This is a genomic window from Streptomyces sp. NPDC104313 (assembly GCF_055583985.1).
Genome location: NZ_JBVJMW010000017.1, coordinates 1 through 19,384, shown reverse-complemented (window position 1 = coordinate 19,384; position 19,384 = coordinate 1). Strand labels below are relative to the sequence as shown.

The following is a 19,384-nucleotide window of genomic DNA, read 5'->3' as shown; positions in this document are numbered from 1 at the left end:
TGGCACACCCGGACATATACAGCATAAATGGAGACGCCACGAAGGAACGCGACAGAGCCAGTCTAATGAAGGACTTCGTGCTGTCTAGCCTTACAAAGCCTTAATTTTCTGTCGAAGCACTACGGATTTCGTAGGCAGGGGTCTTCTCTCCCAGCAATCGGTCGGCCGCACCCCGGTGCAGCCCGGCCGCCGCGGGGTCCCCGAGCCGGTCCAACGTGTCGGCCAGCCGCAGCTGGAGCGCCGCCTGAAGCCGCACGTCACCGGCGCGCCCGGCCAGGTCGACGGCCTCCCGGCAGGTCTGGAGCGAGTCGTACGGCCGACCCGCGTACTCCTGGACCCGGGCCGCCTCGCTCAGCGCCCGCGCCTGGGCCGCCGGATCACCGAGTCTGCGTTGGCCGGCCGAGGCGGCGCGCCAGTTCCGCAGCGCCTCGCCGTAGCGTCCGGCGTACGTGTGGACCGCCCCGAGCCGCCCGTACAGCCGGGCCTCGTCGGCGCGCTCCCCCTGGGTCAGGCGCTGGGCGAGCGCCCGGCCGTACCAGTCGGCGGCCCGGTGGTAGTCCCCCAGCTCCTCGTAGGCGCCGCCCACGGATTCCATCGCGCGCCCGGTGGCGTACAGGTCCTTCGCCGCCTTTCCGGCGTCCAGCGCCGCCCGGTAGCGGGTCAGCGCGTCCCGGGTGCGGCCGGTGCGGGCGTCCAGGTCCGCGAGGTTCAGCAGGGCGGCCGCCTGCTCGCGGGGCAGCTCGCGGCGGAGCGCCACATCCAGGACGAGACCGTGCAGCCCGTACAGCTCGGGGGCGGCCGCCTCCGTGCCCCGGTGCGCGGCCAGCGCCCGCACCAGGGCGGCCACCAGCCGTCGCGCCAGGGTGTCGAGCTCGCCGTCCGCCACGGCGAGCCGGGCCGAGGCGAGCAGGGCGGGCTGGCGGACCCGCAGCCACGCGCCCGCCTCGTCCGCGTTCGGGAAGCGCAGCGAGCGGGGCAGGCCGGCGAGCTTGCCGCGGGCGGCGGAACCCTCCGGCTCGGTGACCGCCCGGCAGGACTGGAGCCGGCGCACGGTCCGCTCCAGCATCCGGGCGCGGGCGAGCTGGATCTCGGCCGGCCGGTCCCGGTCCTCCAGGAGGGCCCGCAGCAGCGGGGCGAGACAGCCCGGCACCGCGTACTGGGGGTGGGCCGCGCCGTCCGTGCGCAGCAGCCCGAGCTTCACGAAGTCCTCGAGGGCGGAGCGGGCGGCGGAGACCGAGCAGCCGGCCAGCGCGGAGGCCGTGTGGGCGTCGGCGAGCCCGGCGGGGGCGAGGGCAAGCAGACGCAGTATCCGGGCGGCGGCCGGCGGCAGGGAGTCGTGGACGAGCCGGAAGGCGCGGGCCAGCGGGCGGACACCGGTGGGCAGTTGCTCGCCGGGGTCGGGGAGCTCGTGCAACTGCTTGGCGACGTCGGCGATCGAGGCCATGGGATGCGCGGCGAGCAGACCGCCCATCAGGGCGAGCGCCGCGGGCTGCCCCCCGCACTCCTCGGCCAGGGCCTCCGCGGTGCGGGGGTCGACGGTGATGCGGACCTGTCCGATGACACGGGCGAGCAGCCGCACCGCCGCGCCCGCCTCCAGCCCGCCGAGGGTGCAGGGCCGCACGTCGGGGATGCCGGTCAGCGGCCCGGTCGCGGTGGCGAGGACCAGGCAGTCCGGGTTCTCCGGGAGCAGCGGGTCGACCTGTTCGGCGTCGGCCGCGTCGTCGAGCACCAGGACGAGCCGGCGTACGGCGAGGGCCTCGCGGACCATCTCGGACAGTTCGTCCTGATCGGCGCCGGGCGGGACCGCCACCCCGAGGAGGCCGAGGATCTCGCCCGCGGTGCGTTCGGTGGGGACGCGTCCGCCTCCGGGGTCGGTGAGGCCGACCCGGAGCACCCCGTCGGGGTAGTCGCCGGAGCCGGTGCCGGGAACGGCCCAGGGCAGTGTGCCCGTGGCGGTCGCGGCGGCCCCGGCGGCGTCGGTTCCGGTGAGCGCCCCGGCCAGTTCCTCGGCGAGCGCGCTGCGGCCGGCGCCGGGCCGGCCCGCGATGAGCAGGACGCGGGCGCGGGGGGTCTTGCGGCCGGCCAGGGTGTCGAGACCGGCGCGTTCGATGTCCGCCCGCAGAGCCTTCAACTCACGTTCGCGGCCGAAGAATCGGGGTGGGGCGGCGCCGGACGGCTCCTCGGCCCCCGGGGCCTTTGCCGGGCCGCTGGTGTCCACCGCCTGATCGGTCACGAGCCACGCTCCACTTCGCTGCACGCGGTGCCCGCCGGAACTCCGGTCGGGTGCGTTTTCGAGCGTAGTTCAGCGGTGACGACGATCACCGCGGAGCGGGGCGGAGCACGGGGAACATCCCCCGATCGGATCAGCATTTCTTCATTTTTTACGATCAACAGGTTCCGCGATCGCCCGAACGGGAGTGCGGCGCGCGGCGGCGGACGGCCCGTCAGGCACCCCGCCCGTCAGGCCGTCCGCCCGTCAGGCTTCGAAAGGCCGGGCCGGCCAAGGCGCATCGGCTGGGCGCAGTGAATCGACGCCCTCGCCGGCGCGTACGGCGGAGAGCGCGAGCACCCCGACGACCAGGCAGTTGTTGTGCACGTCCCCCGCGATCACCGAGCGGACCAGCTCGGGCAGCGGCACCCGGGCGTGCTCCATGTCGGCCTCCTCCTCGGAGACCGCGTACCGCTCGCCCTCCGCCTCGGAGAGATCGCGGGCGAGGAAGACGCGCACGGCCTCGTCGCAGCCGCCGGGCGTGGTGTAGACGTCGGTCAGCACCCGCCAGTCCTCGGCCTTGACGTGCGCCTCCTCGTACAGCTCGCGCTGAGCGGCGTGCAGGGGGTTCTCGCCGGGGACGTCGAGCAGTCCGGCCGGGATCTCCCAGAGCCGGTGGCGTACCGGGTGGCGGTACTGGCGCAGGACGATGACCCGGTCGTCGTCATCGAGCGCGAGGACGGCGACGGAGCCGGGGTGGACCTGGTAGTCACGGCCGTGGACGGAGCCGTCGGGCATCACCACCTGGTCGGTGCGGACGCTGGTCTTGTTGCCGGTGAAGGGGGTCGCGGTCGCGGTGACCTGCCACTCCTCGGGCTTGTCCTGGATACCCATATACGTCCACGTCCTCCCACGAACCAACGGAAACCGGGGTACCGATCCGCTCAGGATCCGTACCCCGGTCAACCGTAATGCCTCGGTGTTACGCGTCCGCGCCCTTCGCGGCGGCGACCTGGCGCGCGACGGCGGCCTTCACCAGACCCGCGAAGAGCGGGTGCGGGCGGGTCGGGCGGGAGCGCAGCTCCGGGTGCGCCTGGGTGGCGACCAGGTAGGGGTGCGTCTCGCGCGCGTACTCGACGTACTCGACCAGCTTGTTGTCCGGGGAGGTGCCGGAGAAGACCAGACCGGCCTTCTTCTCCAGCTCGGCCCGGTAGCTGTTGTTGACCTCGTAGCGGTGGCGGTGGCGCTCCTCCACGTACGGCTGGCCGTCGTAGGCCTCGCGGACGAGGGAGCCCTCGGCGAGCTTGGCCGGGTAGAGGCCGAGCCGCATGGTGCCGCCCAGGTCGCCCGCGCCCTCGACGTAGGCGAGCTGCTCCTCCATCGTCGAGATGACGGGGTGGGAGGTGGCGGCGTCGAACTCGGTGGAGTTGGCGTCGGGGATCCCGGCGAGCGAGCGGGCCGCCTCGATCACGATGCACTGGAGGCCGAGGCACAGGCCGAGCAGCGGGACCTTGTTCTCGCGGGCGTAGCGGATGGCGCCGACCTTGCCGTCGACCCCGCGCTCGCCGAATCCGCCCGGGATGCAGATCGCGTCGACGTCCCCGAGGTGCTCGGCGGCGCCGGCGGCGGTCCGGCAGTCGTCGGAGGTGACCCACTTGACCTTGACCCGCGCCTTGTTGGCGAAGCCGCCGGCGCGGATCGCCTCGGTGACCGAGAGATAGGCGTCGGGCAGATCGATGTACTTGCCGACCAGCGCGACGGTGACCTCGTGGTCGGGGTTGTGGACCCGGTCCAGCAGATCGTCCCAGGTGGTCCAGTCGACGTCCCGGAACGGCAGGTCGAGCTTGCGCACGACGTAGGCGTCCAGACCCTCGGTGTGCAGCACCTTGGGGATGTCGTAGATCGACCGGGCGTCCGGGCAGGCCACCACGGCGGTCTCGTCGACGTCGCACATCAGCGAGATCTTGCGCTTGATGGCGGTGGGGACCTCACGGTCGGCGCGCAGCACGATGGCGTCCGGCTGGATGCCGATGTTGCGCAGGGCTGCCACCGAGTGCTGGGTGGGCTTGGTCTTCAGCTCGCCGGAGGGGCCGATGTACGGCAGCAGCGAGATGTGGACGACGAAGACGTTGTCCCGGCCGACCTCGTGGCGGACCTGGCGGACGGTCTCCAGGAACGGCAGCGACTCGATGTCGCCGACCGTGCCGCCGACCTCCGTGATGACGACGTCCACGTCGTCGGCGGCCATGCGGCGGATGCGGTGCTTGATCTCGTTGGTGATGTGCGGGATGACCTGGACGGTGTCGCCCAGATACTCGCCGCGCCGCTCCTTGGCGATGACCTGCGAGTAGACCTGACCGGTCGTCACGTTGGCGGAGCCGTCGAGGTCGACGTCGAGGAAGCGCTCGTAGTGGCCGATGTCCAGGTCGGTCTCGGCGCCGTCGTTGGTGACGAACACCTCACCGTGCTGGAAGGGGTTCATCGTGCCCGGGTCGACGTTGAGGTAGGGGTCGAGCTTCTGCATGGTGACCCGCAGGCCTCGCGCCTTGAGCAGGGCACCCAGGCTGGAGGCAGTCAGACCCTTGCCGAGGGAGGAGGCGACACCCCCGGTGACGAAGATGTGCTTGGTCGTCGTGGATGTGGGCTGCATAGCCAAAGGGGGCTCCCGTGGTCGCGATTCTGAGGTGCGTACCGGCCGCCCAACCGGGGATTCCGGGGGCGCCGTCGCTGCGGTTCGGGGGCCTCGTGCGCTGTCGCGAACGACCACCGGTCCACGGGCTACCAGGGTAACAGCGACGGCGGGAGGCTGCTTCCGGCCACACCCTGCACACGGGCGTCACACCATCACCCCAGCCACTTCACGTCACACCCGATCAGCTCAGAGATGTTGCTGAGACCGTCGCGCGGATCTTCGTGGTGCGTCGTATCCTGCTCAAACACTCGCTGCCGAGACGGCCGGGCGGCGGCACCACCCAGGCCGCCCACCGGTATCAGGACTCGTCGGATCTTCCCGGGTGAAAGACCCTACGACCCCCTTGACCCGCAGTAAGCGCCCTTCGACAGGGCGACATGGCCGTTCGACTGGAGACGCACGTGGCCGGGCGCATCGAGGATTACGCACTCATCGGAGACATGCAGACCGCTGCCCTGGTCTGCCGGGACGGCACAGCGGACTGGCTGTGTCTGCCCCGCTTCGACTCGCACGCCGTGTTCGCGGGGCTTCTGGGCACCGAGGAACACGGCTTCTGGCGCCTGGGCCCCGCGAGAGCGGAAGGAACAGAACCAGCCTTCGCCGACCGTCGGCGCTATCGCGGTGACTCCCTCATCCTGGAATCGGAGTGGGACACGCCGCGCGGCACCGTACGGGTGACCGATTTCATGCCCCCGCGTGACGGCGCGCCGCAGCTCATCAGGATCGTGGAGGGCGTCAGCGGCCGGGTGCCGATGCGCTCGGAACTGCGGATGCGCTTCAGCTACGGGCGGGTGACGCCCTGGGTGCACAAGGTCGACAACCGCACGGTCGCCGTCGCCGGGCCGGACTCCGTCTGGCTGGACACCGAGGCGGAGACGTACGGCAGGAACCTCACCACCTACTCCGACTTCACCGTCGGACCGGGCGACCGGGTGGCGTTCACGATCAGCTGGCAGCCCTCGCACCATGAGCCGCCCGCCCTCCCCGAACCCGAGGGATCCCTGGAGGCGACCGAGCTGTTCTGGCGCGAATGGGTCGATCAGTGCACGTACCACGGACCCTATCGGGAGGCGGTCGTCCGCTCCCTGATCACTCTGAAGGCGCTCACGTACGCGCCGACCGGCGGCATCGTCGCGGCTCCGACCACGTCGCTGCCCGAGGAGATCGGGGGCGTACGGAACTGGGACTACCGCTACACCTGGCTGCGGGACGCCGCGATCACCCTCTCCTCACTGCTGCGCACCGGATACCGGGAGGAGGCCCGCGCCTGGCGCGAGTGGCTGCTGCGGGCGGTGGCGGGCGACCCGGAGAACCTCCAGATCATGTACGGCATCGCCGGCGAGCGCGAGCTCGGCGAGGCGGAGCTGGACTGGCTGCCCGGTTACGAGAACTCCACCCCGGTCCGGGTCGGCAACGGCGCGGCCAACCAGCTCCAGCTCGATGTGTACGGCGAGGTCACCGAGGCTCTGCACCTGGCGCACATGACGGGGCTGACCCGCAACGACTACGCCATGGGCCTCCAGCTCAAGCTGATCGAGTATCTGGAGAAGCACTGGTATGAGCCCGACGAGGGCATCTGGGAGGTGCGCGGGCCGCGTCGGCACTTCGTGCACTCGAAGGTGATGGCGTGGGTCGCGGTCGACCGGACGATCAAGCTGATCGAGTCCGGGGAGGTCGAAGGTCCACTGGAGCGGTGGCGCCGGCTCCGCGACGACATCCACCGGGATGTCTGCGAGCGCGGCTACGACAAGGAGCGCAACACCTTCACCCAGTCCTACGGGTCGAAGGAGCTGGACGCCTCCCTGCTGCTCATCCCGCAGATGGGCTTCCTGCCCCCGGACGACAAACGGGTCATCGGCACGATCGAGGCGATCCAGCGGGAGCTGTCCACGGAGGACGGCTTCATCCTGCGCTACCCGACGGAGGGCGAGAACGCGGGCGTCGACGGTCTGGCGGGCGACGAGGGCGCGTTCCTGGCCTGCTCGTTCTGGATGGCCGACGACCTCGCGATGATCGGCCGGGTCGACGAGGCACGCCAGCTGTTCGAGAAGTTGCTGGCGCTCCGCAACGACCTGGGTCTGCTGGCCGAGGAGTGGGACTCCCATCTCCAGCGCCAGGTGGGGAACTTCCCGCAGGCGTTCAGCCACGTCCCGCTGATCGACACGGCTCTGCGGCTGACGGCGAGCGGCGCGTACGTCGGCTGAGCAGCGGTTCGTCCCTATGGTGGTCGCCCCGGGCTCTTCGGGGCGACCACCGCGCGTTCTCGGGGGCGGTGAGCGGTCCGGCCGCCGGCGGGCGATGCCCCGAGCCGATGACAAGGCGGCCGTGGTGCCGCTCCCACAGATCCGCGCGTCCGCTGACAAAGCCCTGACCGGCCCGGCCCGGTACGACGGCACGCCCGCGCTCCTCCCCTGCGGTGCGCGCCCCGAGCCCCGGGCGGTAGCGTCCTGAACAGGACGACCGCCCGATCGACGGGCCGGGCACAAGGGAAGCGGGCCGGTACGTGGAGAGCCACAGCGGAATCACCGTGCGGCGGGCGCTGGAGCTGCCGGGGCTGCGCGCCGGGCTCCCGGAGGTGGTGGCCGGCGCCGACCGGCTGAACCGTACGGTGCGCTGGGTGCACGCGGGAGAGGTCCCGAACATCGCCTCCCTCCTCAAGGGCGGCGAGCTGCTCCTGACCACCGGCCTGGGCCTGGGTGCCCGCCCCGCCGAACAGCGCGCCTTCGTCCGCCGTCTGGCGGACCGGGGCATCGCGGCCCTGGTGGTGGAGCTCGGCCCGCGCTTCGGCCGGCTTCCCGCCTCCATCGTGGACGCCGCCCGCGCGGCCGGGCTCCCGCTGGTCCAGCTGCACCGAGAAGTGCCGTTCGTCGCGGTGACCGAGGAGGTGCACACCGAGATCGTCAACGGGCACTACGCGCTGCTCCAGCAGGCGGAGGAGGTGCACCGGCGCGCCACCCGGGCGCTGCTCGACGGCGGCGGGGTGCCGCAGGTCCTCGGAATCCTCGCCGACTTCACCGCCAACCCGGTCTTCCTGGAGACACCCGACGGCCGGCTCCTGTACGCGGCGTCCACCGGCACCGGCCCGGTGGGCGCGGACCCGCTCCAGATCTGGGAGGGCATGCGCGGCGACCGGGCGGCCCGGGAGAGCCCACCGGCCGGTGCGGTGCTGGTGGACGTGCCCGGCGGCGGGCCCGAGACCGGTGCCGTACGGGCCCGGCTGGTGCTGCTCGCGGTGGCCGGGCCGCTGGTGACCGTGCACCGGATGGCGGCGGAGCGCGCGGCGGGCCTCCTCGCCGTCGTGCTGATGCAGGCCCGGCAGGAGGAGGAGCTGGCGGCCCGGGGCCGGGGCGACTTCCTCACCGACCTCGCGGAGGGCCGGATCGCCCCGGAGGACGCCCCCTCCCAGGCCCGGGTGCTCGGCTTCCGGCCCGGCGACACCCCCCTGCTCCCGGTGGTGATGCGGCTGGCCCCCGAGCTGTCCCCGTCGGGCAACTGGGCGGTGCTGGCCCGGGCGGTCCTGGAGGAGCTGGCCTCGGTCGGGGTCCCGGTGCTGCTCGGCGTACGGCCCGTGGAGGGACGGGTTCCGCTGCTGGTCGGGCTGCGTTCGGAGGGCGAGCGCACCGCAGTCGCGGACCGGGTGGCGGCGGCGCTGCGGGCAGGGGTGGAGCGGGCGGGCCTCGACCGCGCCGGATCGCGGCCGCCGGTGGTCGTGGCCGGCGTCCCGGGCGGCTGGGCCGCGGCGGGCGCGGGGCTGCGGCACGCGTCGGAGACGGCGACGGCCGCGCAGGGCCTGGACGACCGGCCCTGGTACGACGCCCGGCGCCTCGACATCGAGCTGCTGCTGTGGCGGCTGAGGGACCATCCGGACCTGGCGGCATTCGTGAACCGGGCGATCGGTCCGCTGCGCGAGCACGACCGCACCTCGCGCCCGCCGCTGCTCCCGACGCTCCAGGCGTATCTGGCGCACGCGGGCCGCAAGGCGGAGACCGCCCGCGAGCTGCACCTCAACCGCCAGACGCTCTACAACCGCCTGGCCCGGATCGGCGAGCTGCTGGGCACGGACCTGGATGACCCGCAGACGGTGCTGGCGCTGAGCCTGGCGCTGCGGGCCCGCCGCCACACGACCTGAGAGCAGGCCCTGGAGCCCTCCTCTTCAGCGCACCCGCCCCGCCGACAGCGGCTGCGCCAACTCGTCGTAGACGCTGAGCACATGGGCGATCGTGTCGTCCTCGGTGGGCCAGCCCGCCGCCTGCACCCGTCCGGCCTCGGCGAGCCGGGCGCACTCCGCCGGGTCCCCGAGCAGCCTCACGACCGTACGGGCGAGGGCCTCGGCGTTGCCGTAGGGCACCAGTTCGGCTGCCCCGCCAACCAGCTCCGGCACTCCGCCGACCGCGGTGGCGACGAGCGGCACCCCGGCCCGCAGCGCCTCCTGCGCCAGCAGGGAGCGGCCCTCCCACCTGCTCGGCAGCAGGGCCAGATCGGCGGCGGCGAGCAGCTCTCCCACGCTGTCCCGGCGATCCATGAGGGTGACAGGCAACTCCTCGTCCCTGATCCGCCGTCGCAGAGTGTCCCGGTCGCGCCCCTCCCCCGCGATGACGAGCAGCGGCACGGGGTCCAGACACCGCCAGAAGCGGGCCGCGTCCAGCAGGACGCCGAAGCCGTGTTGGGGCACGAGACTGCCGGCGGCCATCAGCAACGGCCGTTCCACCGCCCCCAGTTCGGCCCGCACCTTACCCTCGCCCCCGGCGCCGGGCGGGCGCGTGGGCGGGACGGCGACGGGGGCGAGCCGGGCGTCGCGGGCGCCCCGCTCACGGGCCCGGTCCACCAGATCGGACGAAGGGGCGAGGACCACGGCCGCCGCCCGTGCGGCGCGCCGTTCCAGCAGGTGCAGGATCTGACGGCGGGCGCCTTCCGCGTACCGCCGCGTGTGCCAGGTCATCACCAGGGGGACGGCCCGACCGCTCAGCGCGAGGGCGGTGCGGGCGGCCGCGTGGAGTCCATGGGCGTGGACGACGTCCGCCCCCGCGCAGGCGGCCCGCAGCGCGGCGACGGCGGCCGGGTCGCTGCGCCGGGGCACCGTAAGGAAGCGGGCCCCGGTCGCCGCGAAGTCGTGGGCGCGGTCCACCGCGGACGGGGCGCAGACGGTCACCCGCACCCCACGCGCCACCAGCCCGGCGGCCAGCGAACCGACGTGCGCGCTGCTGCCCGCACTGCCGCCGCCCAGGACTTGGACCGTACGCAGTTGTGACACGTTGATTGGCTCCCCGGGGCTCCGGAGTCGGCGGAAAGTACAGCGCCAAGGATGCCAGCCCGTACGCACGTTCCGGGACCGCCGTAACGTTGCTGCGGCACTCATGGCGACAACCGACCACGCCGCGCCACTCTCAAGGGTGAATATTGAGGCGCAAGGTTGTCGCCATCCGCCCGGCGGATCCACCTACGGGCGGGAGGAATCCCCCCGCCCGTACGCGTACCGGCCCTCACGAGCCGCTATTCGGCGCGGGCCGTCGCCAACAGCTCCTCGGCGTGGGCGCGGGCGGTCTCGGAGTCCTCCTGGCCCGCCAGCATCCGGGACAGCTCCCGGACCCGGTCCTCGCCCTCCAGGACGGTGACGCCGCTACGGGTCACCGAGCCGTCCACGGTCTTCTCGACCAGCAACTGCCGGTCGGCGAAGGCCGCCACCTGCGGCAGATGGGTCACGACCACCACCTGCGCGGACCGGGCGAGCTTGGCGAGCCGCCGGCCGACCTCGACGGCCGCCTTGCCTCCGACACCCGCGTCGACCTCGTCGAAGAGATACGTCGGTACGGGGTCGGAGCCCGCGAAGACGACCTCGACCGCGAGCATCACCCGGGACAGCTCACCTCCCGACGCGCCCTTGGCGATCGGCCGGGGCTGGGCACCGGGGTGCGGGGCGAGCAGCAGTTCCACCTCGTCGGCACCCGAAGAACCGTAGAGGACACTCCGCCCGTCGATATCGATGCCGGACGCCCCGTCCGCCGCCTCGGTCTGCCGAATGGCGAAGGAGACCCGGGCGTGCGGCATGGCGAGCGAGGCCAGCTCGCCCGTCACCGCCTCGGCGAACCGGGCGGCCGCCTCCGTACGCGCATCGGTCAACGCCTGTCCGAACACGGAGAGTTCGGTCCGCAGCCCATCACGCTCGACGGTCAGCTCGCCGATGCGCTCGTCGTCGCCCTCCAGCTCGGTGAGCCGTCCGGCGCCCTCCTGGGCCCAGGCGAGCACAGCCGTGATGTCCCTGCCGTACTTCCGGGTCAGGGTGGTGAGCGCGGCTCGGCGCTCCTCCACGGCGGCCAGCCGCAGCGGGTCGGCCTCCAGCTGGTCGGCGTACCCGGCCAGCTCGCCGGAGACGTCGGCGATCAGGATGGAGATCTCCCCGATCCGGTCGGCCAGCGCGGCCAGCGCCGGGTCATGGGCCCGGACCCCGTCCAGGGACTGCCCCGCGGCGGCGACGACCGTCGTCGCGTCGACGCTCTCCGGATCCTCCGGGTTCCCCGCCAGCGCGGTGTGCGCGAGGGACGCGGCGGAGGCGAGGGCCTCGGCGTGCCCGAGCCGCTCCGCCTCGGCGGCCAGCTCGACGTCCTCGCCCGGCAACGGCTCGACAGCCGCGACCTCGTTCAGACCGAAACGCAGCAGATCCGCCTCCTGGGCCCGTTCCCGAGCCCGGGTGGTCAGCTCCTCCAAGGTCGCGGAGACCTTCCGCAGCCGCCGGTAGGCCGCCGTGTACTCGGCGTGCGGGACCGCCACACCGTCCCCGGCGTACCGGTCGAGCGCCCCCCGCTGCCGCGCGGGCTTGAGCAGGCCCTGCTGGTCGGTCTGGCCGTGCACGGCGACGAGTTCGTCCGCCAGCTCGGTCAGGACCCCCACCGGCACGGATCTGCCGCCGAGATGGGCCCGCGAGCGTCCTTCCGCCGAAACCGTACGGCTGATGAGCAGCGCGCCGTCGTCGAGTTCCGCCCCGGCCTCCTCGGCCCGCAGCGCCGCCGCGTCGCCCTCGGACACCGTGATCCTGCCCTCGACGACCGCGGCCTTGGCCCCGACCCGTACGAGGGCGGGGTCCGCGCGCCCGCCGAGCAGCAGCCCCAGGCTCGTGACGACCATGGTCTTGCCCGCGCCGGTCTCACCCGTGACCGCGGTGAAACCGGGTGACAGCTCCACCACCGCGTCGTCGATGACTCCGAGCGACCGTATCCGCATCTCCTCCAACACGGACATGACCTTACGAGGTCCCGGACCGGACGCGCGACGGCCCCCGCTCCCGGATTCACTCTCCCGAGGGTCGCGGGGGCCGTGGTGCGCCGTCGAACGGTCAGTGGGGCGCGCCCCGCCAGCCCGAGACGGGCAGCGCGAACTTCGCCACCAGCCGGTCGGTGAACGAGGCCTGGTGCAGCCGCGCCAGCCGTACGGGCACCGCACCGCGCCGCACCTCGACCCGCGCGCCGGCGGGCAGCTCGACGGTCCGCCGCCCGTCGCACCACAGCACCCCGTGCGGGGTGTGCGGCTGGACCTCGACCGCGAGCACGGACGTGGGCGAGGTCACCAGCGGCTTGGCGAACAGCGCGTGGGCGCTGATCGGGACCATCAGCAGCGCCTCGACCTCGGGCCACACAACCGGCCCGCCCGCCGAGAAGGCGTACGCGGTCGAACCCGTCGGCGTCGCGCAGACGATCCCGTCGCAGCCGAACCCGGTGACCGGACGGCCGTCGATCTCCAGAACCACTTCGAGCATCCGCTCGGGCGACACCTTCTGCACGGCCGCCTCGTTGAGCGCCCAGTCGGTGTGCACGACGTCTCCGTCGCTGTGCACGAGGACATCGAGTGTCATGCGCTCCTCGACCTCGTAGTCGCGGGTGACGACCCGGGAGACCACCTGGTCGAGGTCGTCGCGCTCGGCCTCGGCGAGGAAGCCGACGCGTCCGAGGTTGACGCCGAGCATCGGCACCCCGGAGGCGCGGGAGAACTCCGCGCCGCGCAACAGGGTGCCGTCACCGCCGAGGACGATCAGCAGCTCGCAGCCGTCCACGGCCAAGGGGCTGGTGTCGGTGACCGTCTCCACGGTGTCCGGCAGCGGCAGATCGGCCGCCTCGGCCGCCGAGACCCGTACGCCGAGCCCGTTGCGCAGCAGGCCCTGCACCACGAGCTCCGCGCTGCGGATCGCGGCCGGACGGCCGGTGTGCGCCAATAGGAAGACTGTTCGTGCCGCATTCGTCGTCAACGAGGCCCCTCCGCCACTGCACGGTCGACATCCGCGGGATCCAGCTCGGGTGCACCGGCCCGCAGCCACAGAAAGTACTCGACGTTCCCCGACGGGCCGGGCAGCGGACTGGCCGTCACCCCCCGTACACCGAGGCCGAGCCCCCACGCCCGCCTCGCCACTTCTCGTACGGCTTCGGCGCGCAGCTCCGGGCTCCGCACCACTCCGCCGCTGCCGAGCCGCTCCTTGCCCACCTCGAACTGCGGCTTGACCATGAGGACCAGGTCGGCGTCGGGCCCGGCGCACCGGGCGAGGGCGGGCAGTACGAGACCCAGCGGGATGAAGGACAGATCCCCCACCACCAGGTCGACCGCCTCACCGTCGATCAACTCCAAGGTCAACTCCCGCACGTTGGTACGGTCCTTGACGACGACCCGTTCATCGGACTGCAACGACCAGGCGAGCTGCCCGTAGCCGACGTCGACGGCGACGACCTGCCGGGCCCCGGCCCGCAGCAGCACGTCGGTGAACCCGCCGGTCGACGCCCCGGCGTCCAGCGCCCGCCGCCCCTGAACGGTCAGCCCGAGCGGCACGAAGGCGGCGAGCGCCCCGGCCAGCTTGTGGCCCCCGCGCGAGACGTAGTCCGGATCGCCGTCGTCCTCGGTGACGACGATCGCGGCGGCCGTCTCGACCTGGGTGGCGGGTTTGGTCGCGGTGGTGCGGCCGACGGTGACGCGCCCCGCGGCGATCAGCTGGCTCGCGTGCTCGCGCGAGCGGGCGAGCTTGCGGCGTACCAGCTCGGCGTCGAGGCGGCGACGTGCCACTCCTGCCACGTTCGGTTCAGCTCCTGTTGTCATGATGCGTGTCGTGCTGCGGGTGGTGACGCGTGTCGTGCTGCGTGTCGTGCGGTCGGGGCGAAGGCGTGGCCGCGGGACCCGGTACGGCGGCCGGACGGGCGTCCAGCGAGGTCAGCTCCGACCGCAGCCCACGGTGTACATCCTCGTACACCTCGATGTGCCCGTCCGCCGGGAGGTGGTCCGCATCAGCCAGCCGCTCCAGCCGCTCATCCACCGCGGCGTGGCCGGTGGGGGTGCGCACGACCTCCAGGGGCGCGGGCTCGGCGGGCTCGAAGGAGGGCCCGCCGAGGACCGGCCCCCCGGCTCCGGGCGCCTGCGCGTCCGGCTCGTCGGGCGTGCTCACGGGCGGTGTCCCCGCATCCGGCGTCCAGTCGCTCATGCCGAAACGCTACATCGACGGGCCGGTGTACCGTCGAGCACGATGGCGACCATGGGTGAGTGCCGCAGCGCACTGAGACGACTTTCCGACAACCTCGCGGCCACCGAGGGCGACGAGCGCGGCGCAGCCGCCCTCGACCGCTCGCTGAGCTGCCACATCAAGGACCTCGACATCACGTTCACCGGCCGACTGACCGATGGACGGATCCAGGTGCGGGACACGGTCGAGGGGCCACCCCGGGAGAAGGCCGAGATCAGGCTCGCGATGACGGGCGACGACCTGGTGGCGCTGGTGGACGGCGACCTGAACTTCGCGAAGGCGTGGGGATCGGGCCGCGTACGCCTGGAGGCGGGCTTCCGCGACCTGCTGAAACTGAGATCACTGCTGTAGTGCTTCAAGCCCGGGGAGGTCAAGCCCGTCCGGACTTGAGGCCCTGGGCCGCGGCGACCTTCCGAGCCTTACGGGCGGCCGGCACGACCAGCGGTGTACCGGTCTCCGGATCGTCGATCACCTGGCACCGCATCCCGAACACCCGCTCCACCAGCGCCGCGTCGACCACTTCCGAGGGCGGTCCCTCCGCGACGATGTCCCCGTCCCGCATCGCGATGAGATGCGTGGCGTACCGCGCGGCGTGGTTCAGGTCGTGGAGCACCGCGACCAGCGTGCGGCCCTGCGTCTCGTGCAGCTCCGCGCACAGGTCGAGGACCTCGATCTGGTGCTGGATGTCGAGGTATGTCGTCGGCTCGTCGAGCAGCAGCAGCGGCGTCTGCTGGGCCAGCGCCATGGCGATCCAGACCCGCTGGCGCTGTCCACCGGACAGTTCGTCGACATAGCGATCGGCCAGCTCGGCGACACCGGTGGAATCCATGGACTCGTCGACGACCCGCTCGTCCTCCGGAGACCACTGCCGCAACAGCCCCTGGTGGGGGTACCGGCCTCGCGCGACGAGGTCGGCGACGGTGATCCCGTCGGGGGCTATGGAGGACTGCGGCAGCAGCCCCAGCGTCCGGGCGACCTTCTTCGCCGGCAGCTGATGGATGGTCTGCCCGTCCAGCAGCACCTGCCCCCGGCTCGGCTTCAGCATCCGGGCGAGGGCGCGCAGCAGGGTCGACTTGCCGCAGGCGTTGGGACCGACGATCACGGTGAAGGAGTTGTCGGGAATCTCCACCGAGAGGTTCTCGGCGATGACCCGCTGGTCGTAACCGAGGGTCACCGATTCCGCGGTGAGGCGCTGCATGATCGTACTCCCGGAGTCGGTGAGGTGGAGCGGCACGGCACGGGGCACGGGCAGACCACCGAGCAGCGCCAAGTTAGGTTAACCTACCCTCCTCTTCACGCCACTGGTTCCGGCCCGCCGCCCCCACTCCCAAGACCTTCGCGTGCCCTTCGCGTGCCAAGGGTGTCGGGCGGCGTCGACGGTCGGCCCGTCGGGCCGCTCCGGGGACCGGTTCAGAGCCCGAGCCCGGCGAGGACCTTTCCCGTCCCCATCCCGCACACACCCGGACCGGCGAAGGTCCAGGCCGCCGCGCAGAGTGCCCGCAGGCCGTCGAGCGCCTCGCCCTCGCCCTCCAGCACCAGCTCGTTCCCGCGCACGGCGGCCGTCCAGCCGCCGCACCGGTGCGCCTCACCGGCCGGCGTCACCTCGGGCTGCCCGGTCAGCAGCCCCCGCAGGTCCCGGTCCACATAGGTCGGGCGGTGACGCGGCGGGGCGGCGAGGAGCTGGGCCGCGTCGGTCACCCCGGTCAGGACCAGCAGCGAGTCCACTCCCCCGTTGAACGCGCCCTCGATGTCCGTGTCCAGCCGGTCGCCGACGACGATCGGCCGCTTCGCCCCGGTCCGCAGCACGGTCTCGCGGTGCATCGGCGGCAACGGCTTCCCGGCGACCTGCGGCTCGGCCCCGGTGGCGATCCGCACGACCTCGACCGCGGCCCCGTTGCCGGGCGCGATACCCCGGGCGCTCGGGATGGTCAGGTCCGTGTTGGACGCGAACCACGGCAGCCCGCGCCGGATCGCGTAACTCGCCTCGGCGAACCGCCCCCACGCCATGTCCGGCCCGCCGTAGCCCTGGACCACCGCCGCCGGGTCGTCGTCCGCCGACTCCACCGGCACCAGCCCCCGCTCGCGCAGCGCGACCCGCAGCCCCTCGCCACCGATCACCAGCACCCTTGCTCCGGGCACCAGTTGACCGGCGGCCAGCCGGGCGACGGCCTGGGCGGAGGTGATCACGTCGGCGGGTTCGGCGGGCACCCCGAGCTCCGTCAGATGCTCCGCCACCGCGTCCGGGGTCCGCAGCGCGTTGTTGGTGACGTAGGCGAGGTGCATGCCCCCGGACCGCGCCTCGGCCAGCGATTCCGCGGCGTGGCCGATGGCTTCCCCGCCCGCGTACACGACCCCGTCAAGGTCGAGGAGAGCCGTGTCGTACGCCTCGCTCAGCGCCGTACTGCTCCCCGATGGCCGGGACCTGTCCTGCTGATGGCTCATTTGGCTCGCTCCTCTTCCACGCTTCCGCCCCGATCATCGCGTATACGCACTGCACACATACGATGCCCTGATGAACACTTCAGGTCCCGTCGGTCAGGGGCTGCGGCTTTCCCCGTTCCGCGGATTGCGTTACGTCCCCGAGCGGGTCGGCAGCCTTGCCGCCGTGACCTCGCCCCCGTACGACGTGGTCGTCCGGCCCGACGGGCTGCACCAACTGGAGTCCGCGGATCCGCACAACATCGTGCGCCTCATCCTCCCCCAGGCCGACACGGCCCGGGACCGGCACCGGCAGGCAGCCGCCACACTCGACCGCTGGCTGGCCGAGGGCGTCATCGCACCGGACCCGGACCCGGTGCTGTACGTCTACGAGCAACGGAACGACGAAATCCTCCAGCGGGGCCTGATCGGCACCCTGGCCCTCTCCCCCGCCGCCGAGGGCATCGTGCTGCCCCACGAGGACGTCATGGACGACGTCGTCGCGGACCGCGCGGAACTGATGCGGACGACAGGGGCCCATCTGGAGCCGCTGCTGCTGACGTACCGCGGCAAGACGGGCACGCCGGCCGGGGCGGCAGCGGTGATCGAGCGCACGGTCCTACGGGAACCGCTGCTCGCCACCACGACGGAGGACGGCTTCCGGCACCGGCTCTGGGCCGTGACGGACCCGGCCGAACGGAGCGAGATCGCGTCGGACCTCGCCCGGTACCAGGCGCTCATCGCGGACGGCCACCACCGCTGGGCCACCTATCTCCGGCTCCAGCGGGAACAGACCGCGCCCGGCCCGTGGGACCAAGGCCTCGTCCTCCTCGTCGACACGGCCCGCCACCCGCTCCAGGTCCGCGCCATCCACCGGCTGCTGCGCGGGCTGCCGGTCTCCCGGGCCCTGAAGGCGCTGACCGGCCTCTTCCGCACCCGGCCGGTCGGGGGGCCACTTCCCCGGGCCCTCGACGCGCTGGCCGAAGCGGCGGCCGGGGGCAACGCGTTCCTCCTCGCCGGCGACGGCGGCTTCCATCTGGTGGACCGCCCCGACCCGGCCCTGCTGGCCCGCACCGTCCGGGCGGACCGCCCCGAAGCGTGGCGCACCCTGGACGCGACGGTCCTGCACTCCGCGCTGCTCGACGACGTGTGGCGGATCCCCGACGCGCCGGAGCACATCGGCTACATCCACGACACCGCGGCAGCCGTCGAGCAGGCGGAACGCCTCGACGCCACAGCGGTCCTGATGCATCCCGTACGCGAAGAGGTGGTCCGGGACCTGGCCCGGCAGGGCGTCACCATGCCCCGCAAGTCAACGTCGTTCGGCCCGAAGCCGGCCACGGGCCTGGTCATGCGGAGCCTCGCGCTCGACTGATCCGCAGACCGTCAGACCGGCGCGGAACGCGAAGAGGGGCGGCACTCCGACCGGAGTGCCGCCCCTCTTCATCAGCTGCTAAGCCCTGACCGAACCGTCCGCAGACCCACCCTGGTCGTCGTCCGCTTCGTCGCCCTCGTCCTGCCCGTCATCGAGGTCGGCGTCATCACGCACGTCGCCCTCGTCGTCGCGGCCTTCGCGCGCGTCCTCGGCACGAGGCGCGACCTCGTCGCCCAGGTGCGCCCCGGCCGTCTCGTCCTCACCGAGGACATCGACGAACTCCACGCCGTCGAGCGCGGCGAGCCGGTCCGACGCATCGGTGGAACCGTCCTTGTCGGCCTCGAGCGCCTTCCCGAACCACTCCCGTGCCTCGTCCTCGCGCCCCGCCTCCAGCAGGGCGTCCGCGTACGCGTAGCGAAGACGCGGCGTCCACGGCTGCACGGAGTTGGACGCGAGCTCGGGGCTCTGGAGCGTCACGATGGCGGCGTCGATCTGGCCCATGTCACGACGTGCCCCGGCGGCCACCAGCCGCATCTCGACCTGTCCGGCCTTGTCCAGCTTCTGCACCTCGGGCTCACCGGCCATCGCCATCGCCCGTTCGGGACGCCCGAGTCCACGTTCGCAGTCCGCCATGACGGGCCACAGGTCCACGGACCCGGTCATCCGGCGGGCCGCCCGGAACTCGGCGAGCGCCTCGGCGTACTTCTGCGTCGCGTACGCCGCGAACCCGGCCGCCTCACGCACAGCCGCGACACGGGACGCGAGCCGAAGGGCGATACGGGCGTACGCGTAGGCCTCCTCGGGGTCCTCGTCGATCAGCCGGGCCACCATGACCAGGTTGCGCGCGACGTCCTCGGCAAGAGTCTTCGGCAGGCTCATGAGCTCCTGGCGTACGTCCTTGTCAATCTCGTCGCCCGTGACGTCGTCCGGAATGGGGAGCCGCTTGATCGGTTCACGGTCACGGTCCCGGTCCCGGTCATCACGCCCCCGGAAGCCGCCGCGGTCCCGGTCGTCGCGCTGACCACCCCGGTACCCACCACGATCACGGTCGCCGCCACGGTTGTCATCACGACGGAAGCCACCACCGGAGTCACCGCCACGGTTGTCGTCACGGCGGAAGCCACCGCCGGAGGGCCGGTCGTCGTCACGACGGGGACCACGCGGGCGGTCGTCACGCCGCTCGAAGCCACCGCTGGGACGACC

15 protein-coding genes are annotated in these 19,384 nt (G+C 72.7%); 4 read left to right on the top strand and 11 right to left on the bottom strand.

Features of this window, described 5'->3' with window-relative positions; genetic code table 11:
• Positions 1-100: 100 nt before the first annotated feature.
• From ACZ60Q_RS30345 to ACZ60Q_RS30335, 3 genes are all read right to left on the bottom strand, one after another.
• On the bottom strand, positions 101-2,233 hold the full coding sequence (locus ACZ60Q_RS30345) for a tetratricopeptide repeat protein (protein ID WP_469640769.1): 2,133 nt from the start codon (positions 2,231-2,233) through the stop codon (positions 101-103).
• 243 nt (positions 2,234-2,476) lie between these two features.
• Positions 2,477-3,103 carry an NUDIX domain-containing protein gene (locus ACZ60Q_RS30340; protein ID WP_469640768.1) on the bottom strand — a complete coding sequence of 209 codons (627 nt, stop codon included), beginning with the start codon at positions 3,101-3,103 and terminating at the stop codon, positions 2,477-2,479.
• 88 nt (positions 3,104-3,191) lie between these two features.
• Positions 3,192-4,859: a CTP synthase gene (locus ACZ60Q_RS30335; RefSeq protein ID WP_469640767.1), complete on the bottom strand. Its 1,668-nt coding sequence runs from the start codon at positions 4,857-4,859 to the stop codon at positions 3,192-3,194.
• 419 nt (positions 4,860-5,278) lie between these two features.
• Here ACZ60Q_RS30335 and ACZ60Q_RS30330 point away from each other — a divergent pair, with 419 nt between their 5' ends.
• Entirely contained in the window at positions 5,279-7,105 is a 1,827-nt protein-coding gene (locus ACZ60Q_RS30330) for a glycoside hydrolase family 15 protein (RefSeq protein ID WP_469640766.1), read from the top strand.
• Positions 7,106-7,404: 299 nt separating this feature from the next.
• Entirely contained in the window at positions 7,405-9,030 is a 1,626-nt protein-coding gene (locus tag ACZ60Q_RS30325; RefSeq protein ID WP_469640765.1) for a PucR family transcriptional regulator, read from the top strand.
• 24 nt (positions 9,031-9,054) lie between these two features.
• Here ACZ60Q_RS30325 and ACZ60Q_RS30320 read toward each other — a convergent pair whose 3' ends face one another.
• The 5 genes from ACZ60Q_RS30320 to ACZ60Q_RS30300 all read right to left on the bottom strand — a co-directional run bounded on the left by ACZ60Q_RS30320 (position 9,055) and on the right by ACZ60Q_RS30300 (position 14,349).
• Positions 9,055-10,152 carry a glycosyltransferase family 4 protein gene (locus ACZ60Q_RS30320; protein ID WP_469640764.1) on the bottom strand — a complete coding sequence of 366 codons (1,098 nt, stop codon included), beginning with the start codon at positions 10,150-10,152 and terminating at the stop codon, positions 9,055-9,057.
• Positions 10,153-10,391: 239 nt separating this feature from the next.
• Entirely contained in the window at positions 10,392-12,134 is a 1,743-nt protein-coding gene (recN, locus tag ACZ60Q_RS30315) for a DNA repair protein RecN (RefSeq protein WP_469640763.1), read from the bottom strand.
• Positions 12,135-12,228: 94 nt separating this feature from the next.
• Complete coding sequence (locus ACZ60Q_RS30310; RefSeq protein ID WP_469640762.1) at positions 12,229-13,134, bottom strand: NAD kinase; 906 nt, start codon at positions 13,132-13,134, stop codon at positions 12,229-12,231.
• Positions 13,131-13,946, bottom strand: coding sequence for a TlyA family RNA methyltransferase (locus ACZ60Q_RS30305; protein WP_469640761.1), 816 nt, complete (start codon positions 13,944-13,946; stop codon positions 13,131-13,133). The genes ACZ60Q_RS30310 and ACZ60Q_RS30305 overlap by 4 nt, the downstream gene beginning before the upstream one ends.
• Positions 13,947-13,953: 7 nt before the next feature.
• Positions 13,954-14,349, bottom strand: a complete 396-nt coding sequence (locus ACZ60Q_RS30300; protein ID WP_469640760.1) for a hypothetical protein — start codon at positions 14,347-14,349, stop codon at positions 13,954-13,956.
• Between the two features lie 42 nt (positions 14,350-14,391).
• Here ACZ60Q_RS30300 and ACZ60Q_RS30295 point away from each other — a divergent pair, with 42 nt between their 5' ends.
• Positions 14,392-14,739: an SCP2 sterol-binding domain-containing protein gene (locus tag ACZ60Q_RS30295; protein WP_469640759.1), complete on the top strand. Its 348-nt coding sequence runs from the start codon at positions 14,392-14,394 to the stop codon at positions 14,737-14,739.
• 19 nt (positions 14,740-14,758) lie between these two features.
• Here ACZ60Q_RS30295 and ACZ60Q_RS30290 read toward each other — a convergent pair whose 3' ends face one another.
• Both ACZ60Q_RS30290 and ACZ60Q_RS30285 read right to left on the bottom strand, forming a co-directional pair.
• A complete protein-coding gene (locus tag ACZ60Q_RS30290) occupies positions 14,759-15,586 on the bottom strand; it encodes an ABC transporter ATP-binding protein (RefSeq protein WP_469640758.1) in 828 nt (275 codons plus the stop codon).
• Between the two features lie 212 nt (positions 15,587-15,798).
• Entirely contained in the window at positions 15,799-16,830 is a 1,032-nt protein-coding gene (locus tag ACZ60Q_RS30285) for an HAD-IIA family hydrolase (RefSeq protein WP_469640757.1), read from the bottom strand.
• A gap of 70 nt (positions 16,831-16,900) precedes the next feature.
• Here ACZ60Q_RS30285 and ACZ60Q_RS30280 point away from each other — a divergent pair, with 70 nt between their 5' ends.
• Positions 16,901-18,181, top strand: a complete 1,281-nt coding sequence (locus tag ACZ60Q_RS30280) for a DUF1015 family protein (RefSeq protein WP_469640756.1) — start codon at positions 16,901-16,903, stop codon at positions 18,179-18,181.
• Positions 18,182-18,259: 78 nt separating this feature from the next.
• On the opposite strand, the gene ACZ60Q_RS30275 is transcribed toward ACZ60Q_RS30280, so the two are convergent.
• Positions 18,260-19,060, bottom strand: a complete 801-nt coding sequence (locus ACZ60Q_RS30275; protein ID WP_469640879.1) for a tetratricopeptide repeat protein — start codon at positions 19,058-19,060, stop codon at positions 18,260-18,262.
• Positions 19,061-19,384: the final 324 nt, after the last annotated feature.